Annotated in this window: 15 protein-coding genes, 1 tRNA gene and 1 other RNA gene; 11 read left to right on the top strand and 6 right to left on the bottom strand. The window is 30.0% G+C overall.

The window, feature by feature from the left end; all coding sequences use genetic code 11:
- Positions 1 to 6: 6 nt before the first annotated feature.
- The 3 genes from KQI41_RS17595 to KQI41_RS17585 form a co-directional block, all read right to left on the bottom strand.
- Complete coding sequence (locus KQI41_RS17595; protein WP_216585857.1) at positions 7 to 1,587, bottom strand: ABC1 kinase family protein; 1,581 nt, start codon at positions 1,585 to 1,587, stop codon at positions 7 to 9.
- 30 nt (positions 1,588 to 1,617) lie between these two features.
- Complete coding sequence (locus tag KQI41_RS17590) at positions 1,618 to 1,908, bottom strand: phasin family protein (RefSeq protein WP_244971177.1); 291 nt, start codon at positions 1,906 to 1,908, stop codon at positions 1,618 to 1,620.
- A gap of 64 nt (positions 1,909 to 1,972) precedes the next feature.
- Positions 1,973 to 2,419: a YaaR family protein gene (locus tag KQI41_RS17585; protein WP_154441368.1), complete on the bottom strand. Its 447-nt coding sequence runs from the start codon at positions 2,417 to 2,419 to the stop codon at positions 1,973 to 1,975.
- A 144-nt stretch (positions 2,420 to 2,563) separates the two neighbouring features.
- Here KQI41_RS17585 and KQI41_RS17580 point away from each other — a divergent pair, with 144 nt between their 5' ends.
- Genes KQI41_RS17580 through KQI41_RS17565 form a run of 4 tightly spaced genes read left to right on the top strand, consistent with a single transcriptional unit; the run spans position 2,564 to position 6,428 of the window.
- Positions 2,564 to 4,900, top strand: coding sequence for a DUF6240 domain-containing protein (locus KQI41_RS17580; RefSeq protein ID WP_216585855.1), 2,337 nt, complete (start codon positions 2,564 to 2,566; stop codon positions 4,898 to 4,900).
- Positions 4,897 to 5,097 (top strand): hypothetical protein, encoded by a 201-nt coding sequence (locus tag KQI41_RS17575; protein WP_154441372.1) that lies wholly within the window; start codon positions 4,897 to 4,899, stop codon positions 5,095 to 5,097. Before KQI41_RS17580 ends, KQI41_RS17575 begins: the two co-directional genes overlap by 4 nt.
- On the top strand, positions 5,087 to 5,977 hold the full coding sequence (locus KQI41_RS17570; RefSeq protein ID WP_216585854.1) for a flagellin N-terminal helical domain-containing protein: 891 nt from the start codon (positions 5,087 to 5,089) through the stop codon (positions 5,975 to 5,977). The genes KQI41_RS17575 and KQI41_RS17570 overlap by 11 nt, the downstream gene beginning before the upstream one ends.
- Positions 5,978 to 5,990: 13 nt before the next feature.
- A complete protein-coding gene (locus tag KQI41_RS17565; protein WP_154441376.1) occupies positions 5,991 to 6,428 on the top strand; it encodes a flagellar export chaperone FliS in 438 nt (145 codons plus the stop codon).
- 84 nt (positions 6,429 to 6,512) lie between these two features.
- On the opposite strand, the gene ffs is transcribed toward KQI41_RS17565, so the two are convergent.
- From ffs to KQI41_RS17550, 3 genes are all read right to left on the bottom strand, one after another.
- Positions 6,513 to 6,779, bottom strand: an RNA gene (ffs, locus tag KQI41_RS17560) — signal recognition particle sRNA large type.
- 13 nt (positions 6,780 to 6,792) lie between these two features.
- A tRNA-Ser gene (locus KQI41_RS17555) sits at positions 6,793 to 6,883 on the bottom strand.
- A 253-nt stretch (positions 6,884 to 7,136) separates the two neighbouring features.
- The gene (locus KQI41_RS17550) at positions 7,137 to 8,738 is read right to left on the bottom strand and encodes a methyl-accepting chemotaxis protein (RefSeq protein WP_216585853.1); all 1,602 of its coding nucleotides are present in this window, start codon (positions 8,736 to 8,738) and stop codon (positions 7,137 to 7,139) included.
- A gap of 272 nt (positions 8,739 to 9,010) precedes the next feature.
- Between KQI41_RS17550 and dnaX the strand changes: the two genes are divergently transcribed.
- The 7 genes from dnaX (at position 9,011) to hsdR (ending at position 16,946) form a co-directional block, all read left to right on the top strand.
- Positions 9,011 to 10,642 (top strand): DNA polymerase III subunit gamma/tau, encoded by a 1,632-nt coding sequence (gene dnaX / locus KQI41_RS17545; protein ID WP_154440606.1) that lies wholly within the window; start codon positions 9,011 to 9,013, stop codon positions 10,640 to 10,642.
- A 16-nt stretch (positions 10,643 to 10,658) separates the two neighbouring features.
- On the top strand, positions 10,659 to 10,997 hold the full coding sequence (locus KQI41_RS17540; RefSeq protein WP_154440604.1) for a YbaB/EbfC family nucleoid-associated protein: 339 nt from the start codon (positions 10,659 to 10,661) through the stop codon (positions 10,995 to 10,997).
- An 18-nt stretch (positions 10,998 to 11,015) separates the two neighbouring features.
- A complete protein-coding gene (recR, locus tag KQI41_RS17535) occupies positions 11,016 to 11,615 on the top strand; it encodes a recombination mediator RecR (protein ID WP_154440602.1) in 600 nt (199 codons plus the stop codon).
- A 903-nt stretch (positions 11,616 to 12,518) separates the two neighbouring features.
- On the top strand, positions 12,519 to 12,923 hold the full coding sequence (locus KQI41_RS17530) for a hypothetical protein (RefSeq protein WP_216585852.1): 405 nt from the start codon (positions 12,519 to 12,521) through the stop codon (positions 12,921 to 12,923).
- A 68-nt stretch (positions 12,924 to 12,991) separates the two neighbouring features.
- Positions 12,992 to 13,306: a hypothetical protein gene (locus KQI41_RS17525; RefSeq protein WP_216585851.1), complete on the top strand. Its 315-nt coding sequence runs from the start codon at positions 12,992 to 12,994 to the stop codon at positions 13,304 to 13,306.
- A gap of 398 nt (positions 13,307 to 13,704) precedes the next feature.
- Positions 13,705 to 14,358 carry a hypothetical protein gene (locus KQI41_RS17520; protein ID WP_216585850.1) on the top strand — a complete coding sequence of 218 codons (654 nt, stop codon included), beginning with the start codon at positions 13,705 to 13,707 and terminating at the stop codon, positions 14,356 to 14,358.
- A 251-nt stretch (positions 14,359 to 14,609) separates the two neighbouring features.
- Complete coding sequence (hsdR, locus tag KQI41_RS17515) at positions 14,610 to 16,946, top strand: EcoAI/FtnUII family type I restriction enzme subunit R (protein ID WP_342366203.1); 2,337 nt, start codon at positions 14,610 to 14,612, stop codon at positions 16,944 to 16,946.

Here is a 16,946-nt window from a genome sequence, read left to right as displayed (position 1 = left end):
GTTAGTTTATAGTTTCCCTGATTTTAGTATAGATATTAAAAGCCAAAATCCAGCTAATCCTGCACCTAAATAGCCTACGATACCTATGGCAGATATACCATAAATCTTTAATCCTATATTGGCATTTATGACTAAAGAAGAACTTACTAATAATCCAGCTACAATAACAGAGAAGATAATTCTATTTACCATTTTATTGATTTCATTAAAGTTTTCATCCATATCTTTAAACTGTAAGTTAAGCTTTAGCCTTCCTTCAATACCTCTATCAATAAGTTGAAGCAGCTTCAAAGGCAGGTCCAAAAATGAATTTCCAATAGATAAGACCTTTCCCCCTAATAAATTGAAATCAAAATCCCTTAGTTTTTCTTCTATAATTTTATTTTTAAAGTAGGGAGTTGCAATGTCCATGATATTTAAATCTTTATCTATTTTAGCCAGAACTCCCTGTAAAGTTAATATACCTTTTGCAAGGAAAACTACGTCTTTAGGCATGGCTATCTTATTTCTTCTACAGGTAACAATAATTTCTTCTAGGATTTGAGCCAAGTCATATTCATAGATAGACTCATTTATATATGTATTATAAAGCAGATCTATATCTTGATAAAGTTTATTTATATCTATTTCATCTTTTTTAATACCAATACTCAAAATAGAGCTAGTCATTAATTCCACATTATTAGTAGCCACTCCCTCTAAAAATAGATTAAATTTCTTCTTGAGCCCTAGATTCAAATCTCCCATTAGACCAAAATCAATAAATCCAATTTTGTTCTCATGAACTAAGATATTTCCTGGATGAGGGTCTCCATGGAAAAAGCCATCTTCAAAAACTTGCTTAAAATAATTATAAGTAAGCTTTTTGGCTATTTCTTTAGTATCATATCCACCTTCTATTAACTTGGAAATATCGTCTATTTTTATACCACTAATGTACTCCATTACTATCATATGAGAAGTACAATATTTTTCGTAGACTTCAATATGTTTAATATATTTTATATCCTTATTATTTAGATTAAATTTCTTTATATTTTCTTTTTCATTTAAAAAATCTAGTTCCTTTTCTGTAGCAGCTTGAATTTCCTCAATTATTTCATTAATATCAAAGAATTCATTCTTTGTTGTCAATTTAATAAAAGGACTAAGTTTTTTTAAGATATGAATATCAGCTAGGATTTTGTCTTTTACAAAGGGACGTTGGATTTTTAGAACTACTTGTTCTCCAGTTTTTAGTTTAGCTAAATAGACTTCTGCAAGAGAAGCAGAAGCCAAAGGTGTAGTTTGAAAATCTAAAAACACATCTGAAATATTTCCATTAAGATTTTCTTCTATAAGTTCTTTCATTATATTAAAATCATCAGACTTCACATCATCTTGAAGCTTTTCCAATTCTAGTATGTATTCTTTAGGTAGTATATCAGAACGTGTAGATAGTATTTGTCCAATTTTAACAAAGGTTGGTCCTAACTCCTCTAAAACCAGCCTTAAATCTGAGGGATTTCCTATTCCGTTTTTTAGCCCATGCTTAATGGCTACAGAAATAATTTCTTTAAACCTTAATTTAGTATAATTATTCTCCATATTGAAAAATACCTTGAAACATCAAGGTATTTATTTTCCCTCCAAATTATTGTTTTTTTCAATAGCCTTGATTCTTGACTCAAGATTAGCAATATCTTCTTTAGTTGCTAGATTTAAGTCCTTTAAGATTTCCTTTAAATCCTCTTTGCTATCTTTACTATTCTCTTTATTGTTTATAACTCTTTTTAACTCCTCGTTTAATTCTTTGCCTTGTTCTACAGTAATTTTACCTTTTTCCACTAAATTCTGTATCATTTCATTAGATTTTTCATAAGTTAAAGCTAAAGTACCAATTCCAGCTAAAAATATTCTTCTTATCATATCTTCCAAATTAATCACCCCTATGAAAGAATATACCCATCTATATAAAAAATATTCGATTATTTTATGCTATTATATCCATTAGAATTCCTTGTATATCGTTTAGTCTTTTAAGAATGTTTAATCGTTTGTTTTCTAAATCCAAAAATTCCTGAGTCAACTCATCTAATTCTTGATCTACTTTTTTAACTAAGGAGTAGATTCTATGTCTGCCTCGCCTATCGAGAGAGTTTTCTTTGAAAAAAATATGAGAGTTATTTACTGTAATATTTAGAAATTCTTTAACTAATTTTTTATAAGAAATTAAATCGTCTATAAATAATTTATCAGATAATCGATTGGATTGCTCCTCAATTTTATCGTATAAGGATTTTAATTCAGTTCTAATTTGTTCTTGTTCTAATTCATTTAATTTCAATTTAAAAGTATCTTTTACAGCTTTTTTATCTACAGCCCGGGAAATCTCTATAGGTGAAACATTTTCCATACCAGTTCTATTTATCCGATTCATATTAATCCCTCCTACCCATTCATTATATATTATCGACATAAATAAGGAAATAAGTAATAAGTCCCTCAAGGAAATTTTTAATATTGTCGATATATAGTAAAAGTAGTGGAAAGTTATTCATTTAATCAATGAAAGGAAATCATTATGGAAATTTTAAAAATAGGCAGCAAAGAAAATATAATGAATAGTTACAACACCCCAACCCTTCCTTATGATATAGAAGGAGTTTTGGTAGAACAAAATGGTAAAGATATAAAGGTTCAAAAGACCATAGATAATAAGACTATAGAATATTCTTTAAGACTAAAGGAAGAAATGGTAAAAGATTTAGGGGAAGAAATAGTAGTCGAAAAAGAAAATATAGTATCTTCTAAAGTAGAAGAAAAAAAAGAAGTAGTAAAAGAAGAGCAAGAAACAAGAAGGGCAGCAGATATATTAAGTGAACTAGGATTAGAATATACAGAGGAAAACATAAGGATGATAGAATTTCTTCTTAGTAGTGGCATAGCAATTACAAAAGGAAATGTGGATTCCTATATTAAGTCAAAAGAATACCTAAATAAAATAATAGAGGATATAGACACAGATTCCATAGTAAAGCTTATAGATAGAGGAATTGATTTAGAAAATGTAAATTTACAAAAGATAAATGAAGTTTTAGAAGAAATAAAAAATGAAAAGCCTGAATTTTCCTTAAAAAGATTTTTAAAATTAGAAAGGGATTTGACCTATAAAGAGGCAGAGGAAATATGCAAGGAAATCTATGGTCAGAAGATGGGAAAAGATGTATATGATACTATTATGATATTACACAAAGAAAAACTTCCTATTACAAAGGAAAATATAGATAAGACCATGGAAGTTATGAAAAAATTATATAATTTAAAGTCCCTAAAGGAAGAGGCATATGTAAAGATAATAGGTGAAGATAAAGAGTTTAATATAGAGAATTTATATAAAATAAATAATTCTTATATAACAGATGAAATAAGTAGCAACTCTGAAGCTAAAAACTTTGAAGGTTTTACAATAGTACAAGAAACATCAATAAATAGTTTAAGAGAAATACTAAAGAATTTAGATATAGATGAAAATGTAGAAAACATCAATATTCTTAGAGAATTTATAATAAACAATATGACCATGGACAAGGAAAAATACAATGAAGTCAAAAATATGAAGGAAGCTGTAAAAGAACTAGTATCCATATTAGATCAGAGTCAAATAATAAACTTAAATGAAAAAGGTATAAATATATTAGAAGAAAACATTCATGAATTAATAAAAGAATTAAAAAGTGAAGACTCATCAAAAGAAATATATGAGCCTATGGCTAAAGACTTTATTGATAAAATAAAGGAAGAACTGGAAGTACTAGGAAAGATTACAGATAAGAATCTTTTGCAGTTACTAAAAAGTGGGGAAGATTTTAATATAAAAACCATTAAAGAAGTAATAGATACAAATATGCAAAAACACTTAAATATAGAGGAAAGAACAGTAGATAAGACTATTCATATATCCAATATATTTAATAATTTAGGAGAAAACCTAAATCCTACAACAGTATCTCTTACAGAGAAGAAGTTTAACGCTATTACCCTAGATAACCTATACATGGTTCATAAGGAAATAAATACAAGTATAGAAACCATTAACCCAGTCGATAAAATAAGTAAGGGGTTAATATTTGAAGAATATATAAGGGCAAAAAATAGCCTAACTACAAATATAATAAGGGAAAGCATTAAAGAAGGAAAATCCTTGGAACATATGGAAATAAATGAATTAAATAATTATATAGAAAAAAAGGTAAACAGATATAAAGAAAACCATAGAATGACCAAGGAAATAAAAGATATTAAAGGAAATGAAGAAAGAATATTACCAATTATAATGAAGAACCAAATTCCTATGACCTTAAAAGAGATTAAAGACGTAAATCTTTTTTTTAATGGAAATAAAGGAATTGCCAATATATTAAAGGATATACAGGATCCTCATAATTCTAAATACAATGAAGAATTTAAAGAAAATATAAAAATTCTTCAAGAGAAAATATCGGAATCCATTAAAAATGGTGATGATAGCTTCAAAGAAAACTATAAGGATTTAGTAGGTCTATTGAATAGTGGAGAAAGGTCTTTTGATTCCAATGATAAAAGAGAACCAAAGGACGAATATTTAAGTATTCAAAAGAAGATAACTAAAAAAGATACAATACTTCAGTTGCCACTGGAAATAGGAGATGAATATAAAAGTTTAAATATTATAGTATCCCATGGGGAAAAAGCCATTGATAAAAATAATATGAACTTTTATATAAGTCTTGAAACAGAAAATTTGGGACTTATAAATATGGATTTTAATGTAAGAGGCAAAGAAGTATATGTAAATTTAGAAGAAGATTCTTTACTCCAAAAAATTAATATATTGGAAAAATCTCTAGAAGATTTAGGATATAAATTGGTGATACTATGAAAAGAAGATTAATATCAAGAAAATATGTTGAAAAGGCATATATTAAAGATGAAGTAAATGAAAATGCTTTAAATGAAGAAACAATAGAAGAAAAGGTGGACAAACTGCCAAAGGAAATGTTTCAAATATTAGGAGAGGTAATTTCATTTATAGAAAAAACAAATAAATTAGAGGGGGATAAAAACCATGAGAATTAACAACAATATACCAGCATTAAATACCCATAGACTATTAAATATGAATACGGAAGGATTACAAAAATCCTTAGAAAGACTTTCATCAGGTAAGAGAATAAATAGAGCGTCAGATGATGCAGCAGGTCTTGCTATATCGGAAAAGATGGAAGCACAAATAAGAGGATTGAGGCAAGCCTCAAGAAACTCCTTAGATGGAATCTCTCTAATTCAAACAGCAGAGGGAGCATTAAATGAAGTACATGAAATGCTTCAAAGAATGAGAGAATTAAGTGTACAAGGAGCAAATGGAATTTATAAGGATGAAGATTTAGAAACAATAGCTGATGAGATTAAACAATTAACAGAACAAATTGATAAGATAGGTAATGAAACTGATTTCAATGGAATAGCTTTATTAAAGGGAGATTTAGATGGAAATGGAGCCACTGACTTAAACCTTCAAATAGGTTCTAAAGAAGGACAGACTTTGGAAATTGATATGAAGGAGATTAATATTGTTGTAGGAGCATCTGGAGCAGATGGATTAGAGATAGCAGATGGTTCTGTTATTTCAGGATCTAGTGGAAACTTTAGTGTAAAGACTGGATTAACAAACGATGATTTCGACAAAGCAATTTCTACTTATGAAAAAGCTATAAAAAAAGTTTCTTCAATGCGTTCCAAACTTGGTGCAATCCAAAATCGATTAGAACATACAATAAAAAATGTAGATAATACAGCAGAAAATTTAACAACATCAAAATCTAGAATAGCAGATTTAGATATGGCACAAGAAATGAGTGAATTTACAAAACTAAATATTTTGCAACAGGCAGGTACAAGTATGCTAAGTCAGGCAAATCAGTTGCCGCAAATGGTACTTCAACTATTACAGAGATAGGAGTGACATATAGATGTCAAGTATGACTTTAGAAAAAAAAATATTATCAACTAATGATTGGGGATTATTAGCACTTTTACATGAAGGGCTAATGGAAAGATTTGAAGATGCAGGAAAGGCCATAGAGAAAGAAGATTATACTATGTTAAATGAACTTATTAACAATTCAAGGGACATTATATCTGAATTGTTAATAACTTTCAGAGAAAAAGACGAATTATCCACAAATCTTAGATCACTTTATTTATTTACAAATAAACTAATAACAGAAGGTGAAATAAAAAAGGACTCATCTAGTTTTAAAAAAGCCATAGATATAATAAATCCAATCTATACAGGATTTAAAGGACTTGAAGGTAAAGAAGAGGCTAATATAGTATCTGGACTTACTTATGGAAAAGAAGAACTATTGGATCATTTAACAAGGTCAAATAAAACATTTCAAGGATAATACTAGGTGGGGTAACCCACCTTTTTAATTTCATATACAAAAAATAAAAAAACTGTGGAAAACCACAGTTTTTTCACTATGTAACCGTGCACCCAGCTTTGACAATCCTGTTCCAAGCGTTACCTAGACAGTTAACTCAGATTAGGCATCCCCACGGCACACGAAAATATTCACTTATCGCTGCTTCCTTCCGGACCTGACGAGGTTCATGAGTTTCCGTTGCGTAGGACCCAATCGTCACTGCCACTTATCTAGGGCAGACCCCACAACAGAGATGCCTAGACTGGGAATTCAATCCTACTATAGCGGATTGTAGGTTATAGGGCACCGCTACCTCCCCATCTAGCACGGTAAAATTTTCTAATGGCGGAGAGAGAGGGATTCGAACCCTCGAAACGCTTTCACGTTTACCCGCTTTCCAGGCGAGCGCCTTCAGCCAGCTCAGCCATCTCTCCACAAAATATTTAATAGTTCACAGGACTATATTATAACTAATATATCCCAAACTGTCAACTATAAATTCACAGTATCAGTAAGAAACAGTAAACCTCTTTATAATCAAATAGGAAAGTTTTAATTTTGTATGAAAAATATTTATTCTTTAAGGCTGTAAAGTCTACATTAAATTAGATTATTTATATAGTAAATAAAACATAAAAATACAGTATTCATAATATTATTTTAATCTATGAATACTGTATTTAATTTTTAAGATTTAAATCTATCAATACTTTCCTTCATCTTCGCTGCTAAACTAGACAAAGAGTCACTGGCATTTGCAATTTCTTGCATAGATGCAGTCTGCTCTTCTACTGAAGCCGAAGCTTCTTGTGTTCCTGCTGCATTTTCCTCTGATATAGCAGATAGACCTTCTATAATATTTATTATCTCATCTTTTTTAACTATCACCTCTCGTCCAGATATATTTATATCTTCTATGGACTTCCGAATACTTTCTATTGAATAAGCTATTCCTTCAAATTTATTGCTAGTCATCTCTACGCTATCAGTTTGTAAAATTGCTATTTCTTCTACATTTTTCATAATAGCAACACCAGAGTCAACCTTTTCCATAAGATCATCGACTATTTTTGCTATTTCTTCAGTAAAATTATTGGACTCTTCTGCAAGCTTTCTCACTTCGTCTGCTACTACTGAAAATCCAAGACCTGCTTCTCCAGCTCTTGCAGCTTCTATGGCCGCGTTTAATGCCAATAAATTAGTTTGATTAGCAATACTCTTTATCATATGGCTTGCGTTTGCAATTTTTTCTGCACTTTTACTAGTATCTATTATTACTTCTCTTATTTTTTTAGAAGCTTCATTATTATCTGCTGTTTTTTCAACAAGATCCTTTATGATTTCCATTCCTTCACTCTTTAATATATTTACTTTTTCTGTGGATTCTTTTAGTTCACTTAATAACTGCTGTTCCTGTTCCACTAAAGAGCCTAAATGTACTATTTTCATTGCCCCTTTTTCAGTTTCTTCTGCCTGTTCAGTTGCTCCATTAGCAATTTCTTCTATGACTCTGGAAACTTCATCTGTTGCAATTGCTGATTGATTAATTGTTAAATTGAGATCTTCAGAAAAACTTGCCACTTCAATGGATAACTCTGATATTTGGTTTATAAGGTTCCTTAATCTATCTATAACCTTTTGAAAGGCATTAGATAATAAACCAATCTCATCTCTTTTAACCATAAATTCTTCTGGGATATTCTCAGAAACATCTAAATTATCTATTGCCTCAAATAAGTGCATAAGTGGCTTAGAAATTCCTCTATTACTCATAATCCAAATAAATATTAAGATTATCAAGTTAAAAACAAATATTGTACCTTGAATGAATTTAAGAAATATTACCTTTCCTTTTGAATAGTTCTCAGCTGCTGCAACAGCTTCGTTAGTGGTCTCAAAGAAATTCTCACTTTTACTTATTAAATTAGATTTCTCTCCACTTTTTCTACTTTCATATATGGTTTCCTTTATATCTTCCCAGTCTTTTTTTACTTTGTCCATAGACGAAATAAATTCTTCATCTGTAGCCTTTGGCAATCCTAGCCCAGAATCTCCATCAATTAATCCATTTATTTTTTTCTCTATTGTCTCTATAAGCTCATCTGCATTTTCTCCAGTTAATTCCAACTTAATAAGTCTCTGACTTCCCCCTCTAACTGAACCTGCATCATTAATTACCCTACTATCAGCTTCCATTTTCTCCAGTTGATAAAATACTGATACTGTACTGACTAGTGAAAAAAATAATAAGGCTATTACTATAACCTTTAGCTTAAAATTTATTTTCATATATTTCCTCCTTAGTTATCATTAAATTTTTTAAATATATTATCAGTCTCTAATCCATACCAGTAATAAATACCCCGTAGCTTAATATTGACGCATAGTATAAAAAATAATTTTTTATACTAATTTATCTTTTATAAATAATGGATTTCAGTAAACTTGTTCCAATAAAAGCTATATTTACTTTTTAAGGATGTAGCAGTATGAGATTAATAGGTGTAATCTAAGGTCAAATCTGATATAATATATTATATTATAAAAATGTAGGTGAGATTATGTACCAGGCCTTATATAGACAATATAGACCTAAAACCTTTGATGATGTCTTAGGTCAGAAACATATAACAATTACATTAAGAAATCAAATCCAAAAGGAAAATATTGGTCATGCCTATTTATTCTCAGGAACAAGAGGTACAGGTAAAACTTCTACAGCAAAGATATTTTCTAGAGCCGTAAACTGTCTTAATTCTCATGAGGGTAATCCATGTAATGAGTGTGAAATCTGCAAAGGAATATTAGATGAAAGCATAATAGATGTTATAGAAATGGATGCTGCCAGTAATAGAGGTATAGATGATATTAGGGAACTAAGGGATAAAGTAATATATCCACCAGCTAGGGCAAAATATAAAGTTTATATAATAGATGAAGTTCATATGCTGACTATTCAAGCTTTTAATGCACTGTTAAAGACTCTTGAAGAACCGCCTAAACATCTAATATTTATATTAGCAACAACAGAACCTGAAAAATTACCTCAGACAATTCTATCTAGATGTCAAAGATTTGATTTTAAAAGAATTACTACAAAAGATATAATTGAGAACATGGAGAGTATTTGTAGCAACTTAAATCTAGAAGTAGATAGAAAGGTACTGAGTTTAATAGCCAGAAATTCTGATGGAGCAATGAGAGATGCTTTGAGTTTACTTGATCAATGTGTATCATTTGGCAAAGGTAAAATCACTTATGAAGATGCCATAGGTATATTAGGCATAGTAAACAATGGACTAATAATTGATATTATAGATAATATAATATGCAAGAATCTAGAAAATGTATTGGAAACAATAGATGAGGTCATTCAAAATGGTAAGGATATTCATCAATTTATTAAGGATTTAATTATGCACTTCAGAAATCTGATGATAATAAAGACATCTAAAAATCCTCTAGAATTAATAGATATAGATGAAGACTTACTGGCAAAATATATAGAACAAAGTAAAAACCTAGAGTTAAATTTTATACTTAAATCCCTAGATACACTTACAATGGCAGATGAAAAGGCAAAATGGTCGACTCAACCTAGAATAATTCTCGAAATGGCAGTAATTCAAATAACTAAATTAGAGGATATTTATTCGTTGGAAGAAAGAATAAGAAGGTTAGAAGAAGGTGCACCAAAAGAAGTAAAGGTTATAGAAGAACAGCCTAAAGTAGAAAGTACTCATGTAGGAAATACACCAGAGATAAAAAAAGAAGAACTAAAAACAGAAGAACATGAGGAGAAAATACCTGAAAAAGAAAGCTTTTCAGATGACGGAAAGGACTTAGCCTTTGAAACAATAGTCAAGGAATGGCAACAAGTACTTCAAAGTATAAAATCTAAGAAGATGAATATTTTTGCTTTACTTATTGAAGGGAAACTTGTTAGTTATTCTAATAATACACTGACCATAGGATATAAAGAAGGTTTTGGTTTCCATAAAGATGCCATAGAAAAACCTGCTAATAAGGAATTTGTAGAAAATACTATTTCTGCTTATTTTAAGAAGAATATAGACATAAGATTTATAATGGGTAATGAAAAACCAAAAGTTGAAGATGAAAAAAAAAACAAGGATAAAGCTATAAAAGAGGTCATAGACTTCTTTGGAGAAGATATAGTACAAATAAAATAAGGAAGGAGAATTAATTATGGCAAAACGTGGATTCCCAGGAATGGGTGGAAATATGGGAAATATGATGAAACAAATGCAAAAGATGCAAAAACAAATGGAGGAAATGCAAAAACAATTGGAAGAAACAGAAGTAGAAGCAACTGCTGGTGGTGGAGCTATTTCTTGCAAAGTAAATGGTAAAAAAGAAGTTCTTGAAATTACCATAGATGAAAGTGTAGTAGACCCAGAAGATGTGGAAATGCTGCAGGATCTAGTTCTAGCTGCAGTAAATGAAGCTCTTAGAAAAGCTGAAGATATGATGACTAAGGAAATGAATAAGCTTACTGGTGGAATGAATATCCCAGGATTGTTCTAATAGAAGGAGAGTAAGATAATGGAGCAGTATGCACTACCAATAGCCAATTTAATAGAGCAGCTATCGCATTTACCAGGTATAGGTAGAAAAACTGCTCAAAGATTAGCCTTTTATATATTGGAAATGGAAGATATAGATGCAGAAAAATTATCTAAATCCATTATAGAGGCAAAAGATAAAATAAGGCTTTGTAGTATCTGCTGTAATCTAACAGATGAAGACCCATGTAATATCTGTAGAGATAACATAAGGGATAAGTCTATAATCTGTGTAGTAGAGGGAGCAAAAGATATTATAGCCATGGAAAAGTCTAGAGAGTATAAGGGACAATATCATGTACTTCATGGAGTTATATCTCCTATGGACAATGTAGGACCCAATGATATAAAAATTAAGGAACTTTTAGATAGATTGTCAAATGATGAAGTCAAAGAAATAATTCTGGCTACTAATCCGACAGTGGAAGGTGAAGCAACAGCTTTATATATTTCTAGACTGGTGAAACCCTTAGGAATAAAGGTAACAAGAATAGCCCATGGTATTCCAATAGGCGGAGATTTAGAATATTTTGATGAAATAACCATAGCAAAGGCTATAGATAATAGAAGAGAGATATAGGAAATAAAATTATATTGTCCCCATAAAATAAAGTTCTTCAACAAGTAAATAAAGTTCTTCAAAGCAGGAGAGTCTTAGATTAAATTCCAAGAAACCTCCTGCTTTTTTATATCCCTTTTTCCTTCCTCTTACCCTTCAACCTTTGAAATCACAACCTTCTCTTTCCCTTATCCTTATCCCTTAAACCTTATTCCTGTTCCAATTCTTTGAAGAACTTTATTTTCATTTGCCTTTTCCCTTTCTCTTTCTTCTTTTCCTTTCAATATTCCTTCAACCCCTTGAAATTACTTGATTCCCTTAATTCTTTTCACTTATTCCTAAATCCTTATCCCTGCTTAAATCCCTTGAAGAACTTTATTTTCATGGTAAAATGGGAATGTAGGAAAATGGAGGGGTTGGAGGGATGGGAGCTTGAAGAACTTTATTTTCAGGTTACATAGTTAGAACAGGTAAAATTAAAAAAGGGTTTAAGGTTAAAGGTAAAAAACAAAAAATAAAAATAAAAGGTGTTGACAAAGAAAAATAAAGTTGGTAATATTAGGATATAATTTTTTATAGGCAACTATTTAAAAACATTGCCACATATAATATTTATAATTTTATTGTATATTTAGTATTTAATAAATTTAGTAGAATTTAAAACAGAATATTTTTATAATAATAAAAAACCATTTATATATTAATTTAATTAAGACAATTAACTTGCCCCAAGGGGTAGGTATGTCAAAAATTAAGTTTCTATATAAGTGGTTTTTTTGTGTTTAATTCTACTAAATTGTACTTTGAAAACTAAACAAGAAGAAAGCTCTGCGACTTCCAAGACTACGGATGATGGCATTTAGGAGCTTTCTTAATAGGAATGAATTAGATAAAGATAAAATAAAAATTAGGAGGAAAGATATTATGGAAAAAAGCAGAGAAAATGCGAAGAAAGCACAAGAAAGAAGTCAATTTTTAAAAGAGGTATTACTCGGAGAAAAGATTGTTATTCCAATTACTTTAGAAGACCAAGAAGATTATTATGATGATGATAATTATTATGATATGTTAGCATATTTGAGGGAGGAGGCTTATGATTCCTTTCTTGGGGCTTTATACTTAGGATACTTTAAGTATTTAGGCATAGAGAAGGATAATATCTGGGCAGAGGAAGAAGATAGTGATTTTGAACTGAAAGAGAAAATTGTTTTTTTCGGAGAAAATTCTGAGGTTGTTATATGGTTCTCTTCAACGATAGAAGAAGATTGTATTACTTTCGAAATAACAGAAACACATTTCAATATATATGATTTGAGGAAATATAGATAAATCCTTAAATTAGAATTAGACATTTAAATGATGAGCTATTACAAAGAAAAATGAGGAGGAAAGGTTTTATGATTAAATATAATAAAGAAGGCACTATGATGGAGGTATTAACTATTGAAGAAATTCTGGAAGTCCCACATTCCCAAAATATGATAGAAGCAATAAAGAATGGTTATAAAACAGAAGATGCAATCATTGAATATTGTAACCAAATTGCAGAGGAAAAAAGAAAAGAGGCTATCCAAACGGGTCAGAGTGTAATAGTAGATATTATAGGATTATTTCCTTGTCTAAGATATAAGCAAGACTGTAGTAAGGATGTCGTTTATGAGCTAATAACTCCAGGAGGAGAATATTTATACATGAGGAAACATTGTTATTAATGGAAAAAGTATTTAAGAAAGAATACCTCAACTATAGTCAAAGGTTTAAAAATAAAACCAAAACAGAGACAAAGTGATGATGTAAGATAAAAAGTTAAAGAAGCACATTCTTAAACAAGACATGCATTTATAAGATTATGATGGAGATGGTGGGAAATATAGCTATAAGGAAGACCTCTCAAAGAAAGTGTTAGGATGTATAAAGACGATTTAAGAGTTAATAAAAAGAAGTTATCTGAAAGATTTCACATGATTCAAGATAATGTGAAGAGAAAAGCTATGATATTTAAAAATAAACCTAAATTTCATAGATAGTGTTGTGAGGATGGATAGGGAATAATCATTACCAATAATTATTGGATAAATTTTAAAAGATATGTGAAAGGAGCCATTAGTAAATGAATGAAACATATTGGCAAAATATAACCCTTCAACAAGCAATGGAAAGAATTGAGAACTTAGAAACGATAGTTGCAAAACAAATAATTGATTCAAAAAAATTAATTAAAGAAAAATTAGTGACTGAAACAGAAGGTCCAGCAACTTACTATGTGAATTGGCGTAGGAATGAAGAAGATATAGACATAGGATGCATTAAAGATATTTATAAACTTAAAGGACAATTAGAAAGAATTCAAGATATGTATGCCGGATATTATGTATATGCACTCGAGTATATTGATATAGAAGAAGAGGATGATGAGCCTGAGTCTTTCGAGAGTAGAAGTTTAGAGGATATATTTATGGTGATTAACAATAATTCAAAAAGTAATCCAGAACACCATAAAGATTATTCTATTAAATACAAGATTATAATAGAGCAAAAAACAAGAAATGGTAGTCTGAGGAAAGAGATAATGGAAATAGAAATAAAACAAAGTTTTTTTAGCAGGGCATATAGAGGATTTTCAATAGAATGGATACCGTTGCAAAAAGAAAGACTTTTTATAAACACAGACTATAATTTTATAGAACTGATTAAAATTGGCCAGTATTATGTAGATAAGGAAGGCATTTTTTATACAGAGGAAGAAGTGTTTAAATTTTGTTAGGAAAATCAAATAAATGTAAGCAGGTTAATAATATTTATGATATATAGGAGTACGAAAATCTAAAAAGATGTTGATGAAGGTACTCCTTTTTAGGCTTCTAATAATATAATGATATTGAAAACTGTTCATATTTTAAATTTAATAGAGTTCTTTATCTAACTCCAATAGAAATTATGGTATAATATAGGCAAGATTATCCAGTATATTCTAAAACTTTATAAATACATAGCAAAAGAGAGGGGATGAGGGTAGTGGTTATAAATAAAAAAGCTTTATCCGAAGAAGATATAAAGATGAAATACATTACCCCTGCTATAGAAAAAGCAGGATGGGATATAAAAACTCAAGTAAGGGCTGAATATAGCTTTACAGATGGAAGAATTATCGTCAGAGGAAATCTTGTAGCCAGAGGGAAAAGAAAAAGAGCAGACTATATTTTAAGCTATAAACCTAACATACCTCTTGCAATAATAGAAGCGAAAGATAATAATAAATCTATGGGAGCAGGAATGCAACAAGCTTTAGAATATGGTGATATATTAGATATTCCATTTATATATAGCTCCAATGGAGATGGATTTATAGAACATAATAGATTAACAGGAAAAGAAAGAGAATTAAGATTAGAAGAGTTTCCAACTCCAGGGGACCTTTGGTATAGATACAAGATTGGAAAAGGTATAGAATTTGACCAAGAAGAAATTATAATAGAAGATTATTTTTTTGATATGAGTGGTAAATCTCCAAGGTATTATCAGAGAGTAGCTATTAACAGAACAATAGAAGCTATAGCTAAAGGGCAAGATAGAATTCTACTGGTTATGGCTACAGGTACAGGAAAAACCTATACAGCTTTTCAAATAATATATAGACTGTGGAAATCAAAGACTAAGAAGAGAATTCTATTTCTTGCAGATAGAAATATATTGGTAGACCAAACTATGACAAATGATTTTAAGCATTTTGGGGACAAAATGATAAAAGTGAATAGACAAAATATAGATAAAGCCCATGAAATATACTTAGCATTATATCAAAGTATGACAGGAAGTGAAGATTGGCAAAATGTATATAAGGAATTTAGCCCAGATTTCTTTGACTTAGTAATTGTAGATGAGTGTCATAGAGGTTCTGCTAAAGACAATTCAGCTTGGAGAGAAGTTTTGGAATACTTTAATAGTGCTACACAAATAGGACTTACTGCAACTCCAAAGGAAACAAAAGATATTTCTACATCTAACTATTTTGGAGAGCCAGTATATACCTACTCACTTAAACAAGGTATTGAAGATGGTTTTTTAGCACCATATAAAGTAGTTAGAGTCTCCTTAGATAAAGACTTAGAGGGATATAGACCAACTAAAGGGAAGTTAGATAAATATGGTAACTTAATAGAAGATAGGATATATAACATATCCGATTTTGATAAGAACTTAATACTTGAAAAAAGAACAGAAATAGTTGCTAAAAAGGTTACAGAGTTTTTAAAAAAGACAGATAGGTTCGATAAGACTATAGTATTTTGTGTAGACATCGACCATGCAGAAAGAATGAGACAAGCACTGGTAAATGAAAATTCAGATTTAGTAAAAGAAAATAATAAATATATAATGAGAATTACAGGAGATAACGATGAAGGTAAAGCTCAGCTTGATAATTTTATAGACCCTGCAAGTAAATATCCTACCATAGTAACTACTTCTAAACTTATGACAACAGGAGTAGATGCTCAGACTTGTAAACTTATAGTTCTTGATAGCAACATTAACAGCATGACAGAATTTAAGCAAATTATAGGTAGAGGAACAAGGATTAAAGAAGAATACGGAAAACAATATTTTACCATTATGGACTTTAGAGGAGTTACAAGACTTTTTGCAGACCCAGACTTTGATGGTGACCCAGTAGTTATTTATGAACCAGAAGAAGGAGAGACAATCGTTCCACCAGACACAGAAGGAGGAATAGGAGGGCAACCTTCAGGAAATTCAGGAGAAGGTGAATTTGAAGGAGGAGAAGAGGGGTCGGGAAGAGTTAAATATGTAGTAGATGATGTAGGAGTAATGGTAGTAAATGAAAGGGTTGAATACTATGACAAAGATGGTAAACTTGTAACAGAGTCACTAAAGGATTATACAAGAAAAAACATAAGGAAAGAATATGCTGACTTAAATCAATTTATAAACAGATGGAATAGTGAAGAAAAGAAGACGGCGATTATTGAAGAATTGGAGGAAAAAGGAGTCTTTTTTGATGCTATAAAAGAAGAAGTAGGAAAAGATTTAGATGATTTTGATTTAATCCTTCATTTAGCTTTTGACCAAAAACCACTTACAAGAAAAGAAAGAGCAGATAATGTTAAAAAGAGAAACTATTTTGGTAAATACTCAGATGTAGCAAAAGAAGTTTTAGAAGCTCTTTTAGATAAATATATGAATGAAGGAATATCAGAGTTGGAAAGTATAGAAATATTGAAATTAGACCCGTTTACAGAAATAGGGACACCTACAAAAATTATTAAGTCCTTTGGAGGTAGAGATAAGTATATTCAAACAGTAAAGGAATTAGAAGAACAAATATATGCATAG

Origin of the sequence: Tissierella pigra (assembly GCF_018917845.1) — a bacterium.
Taxonomy (GTDB): domain Bacteria; phylum Bacillota; class Clostridia; order Tissierellales; family Tissierellaceae; genus Tissierella; species Tissierella pigra.
Note: the sequence above shows the minus strand (reverse complement) of the source record. Positions and strands in the feature narration are given on the sequence as shown.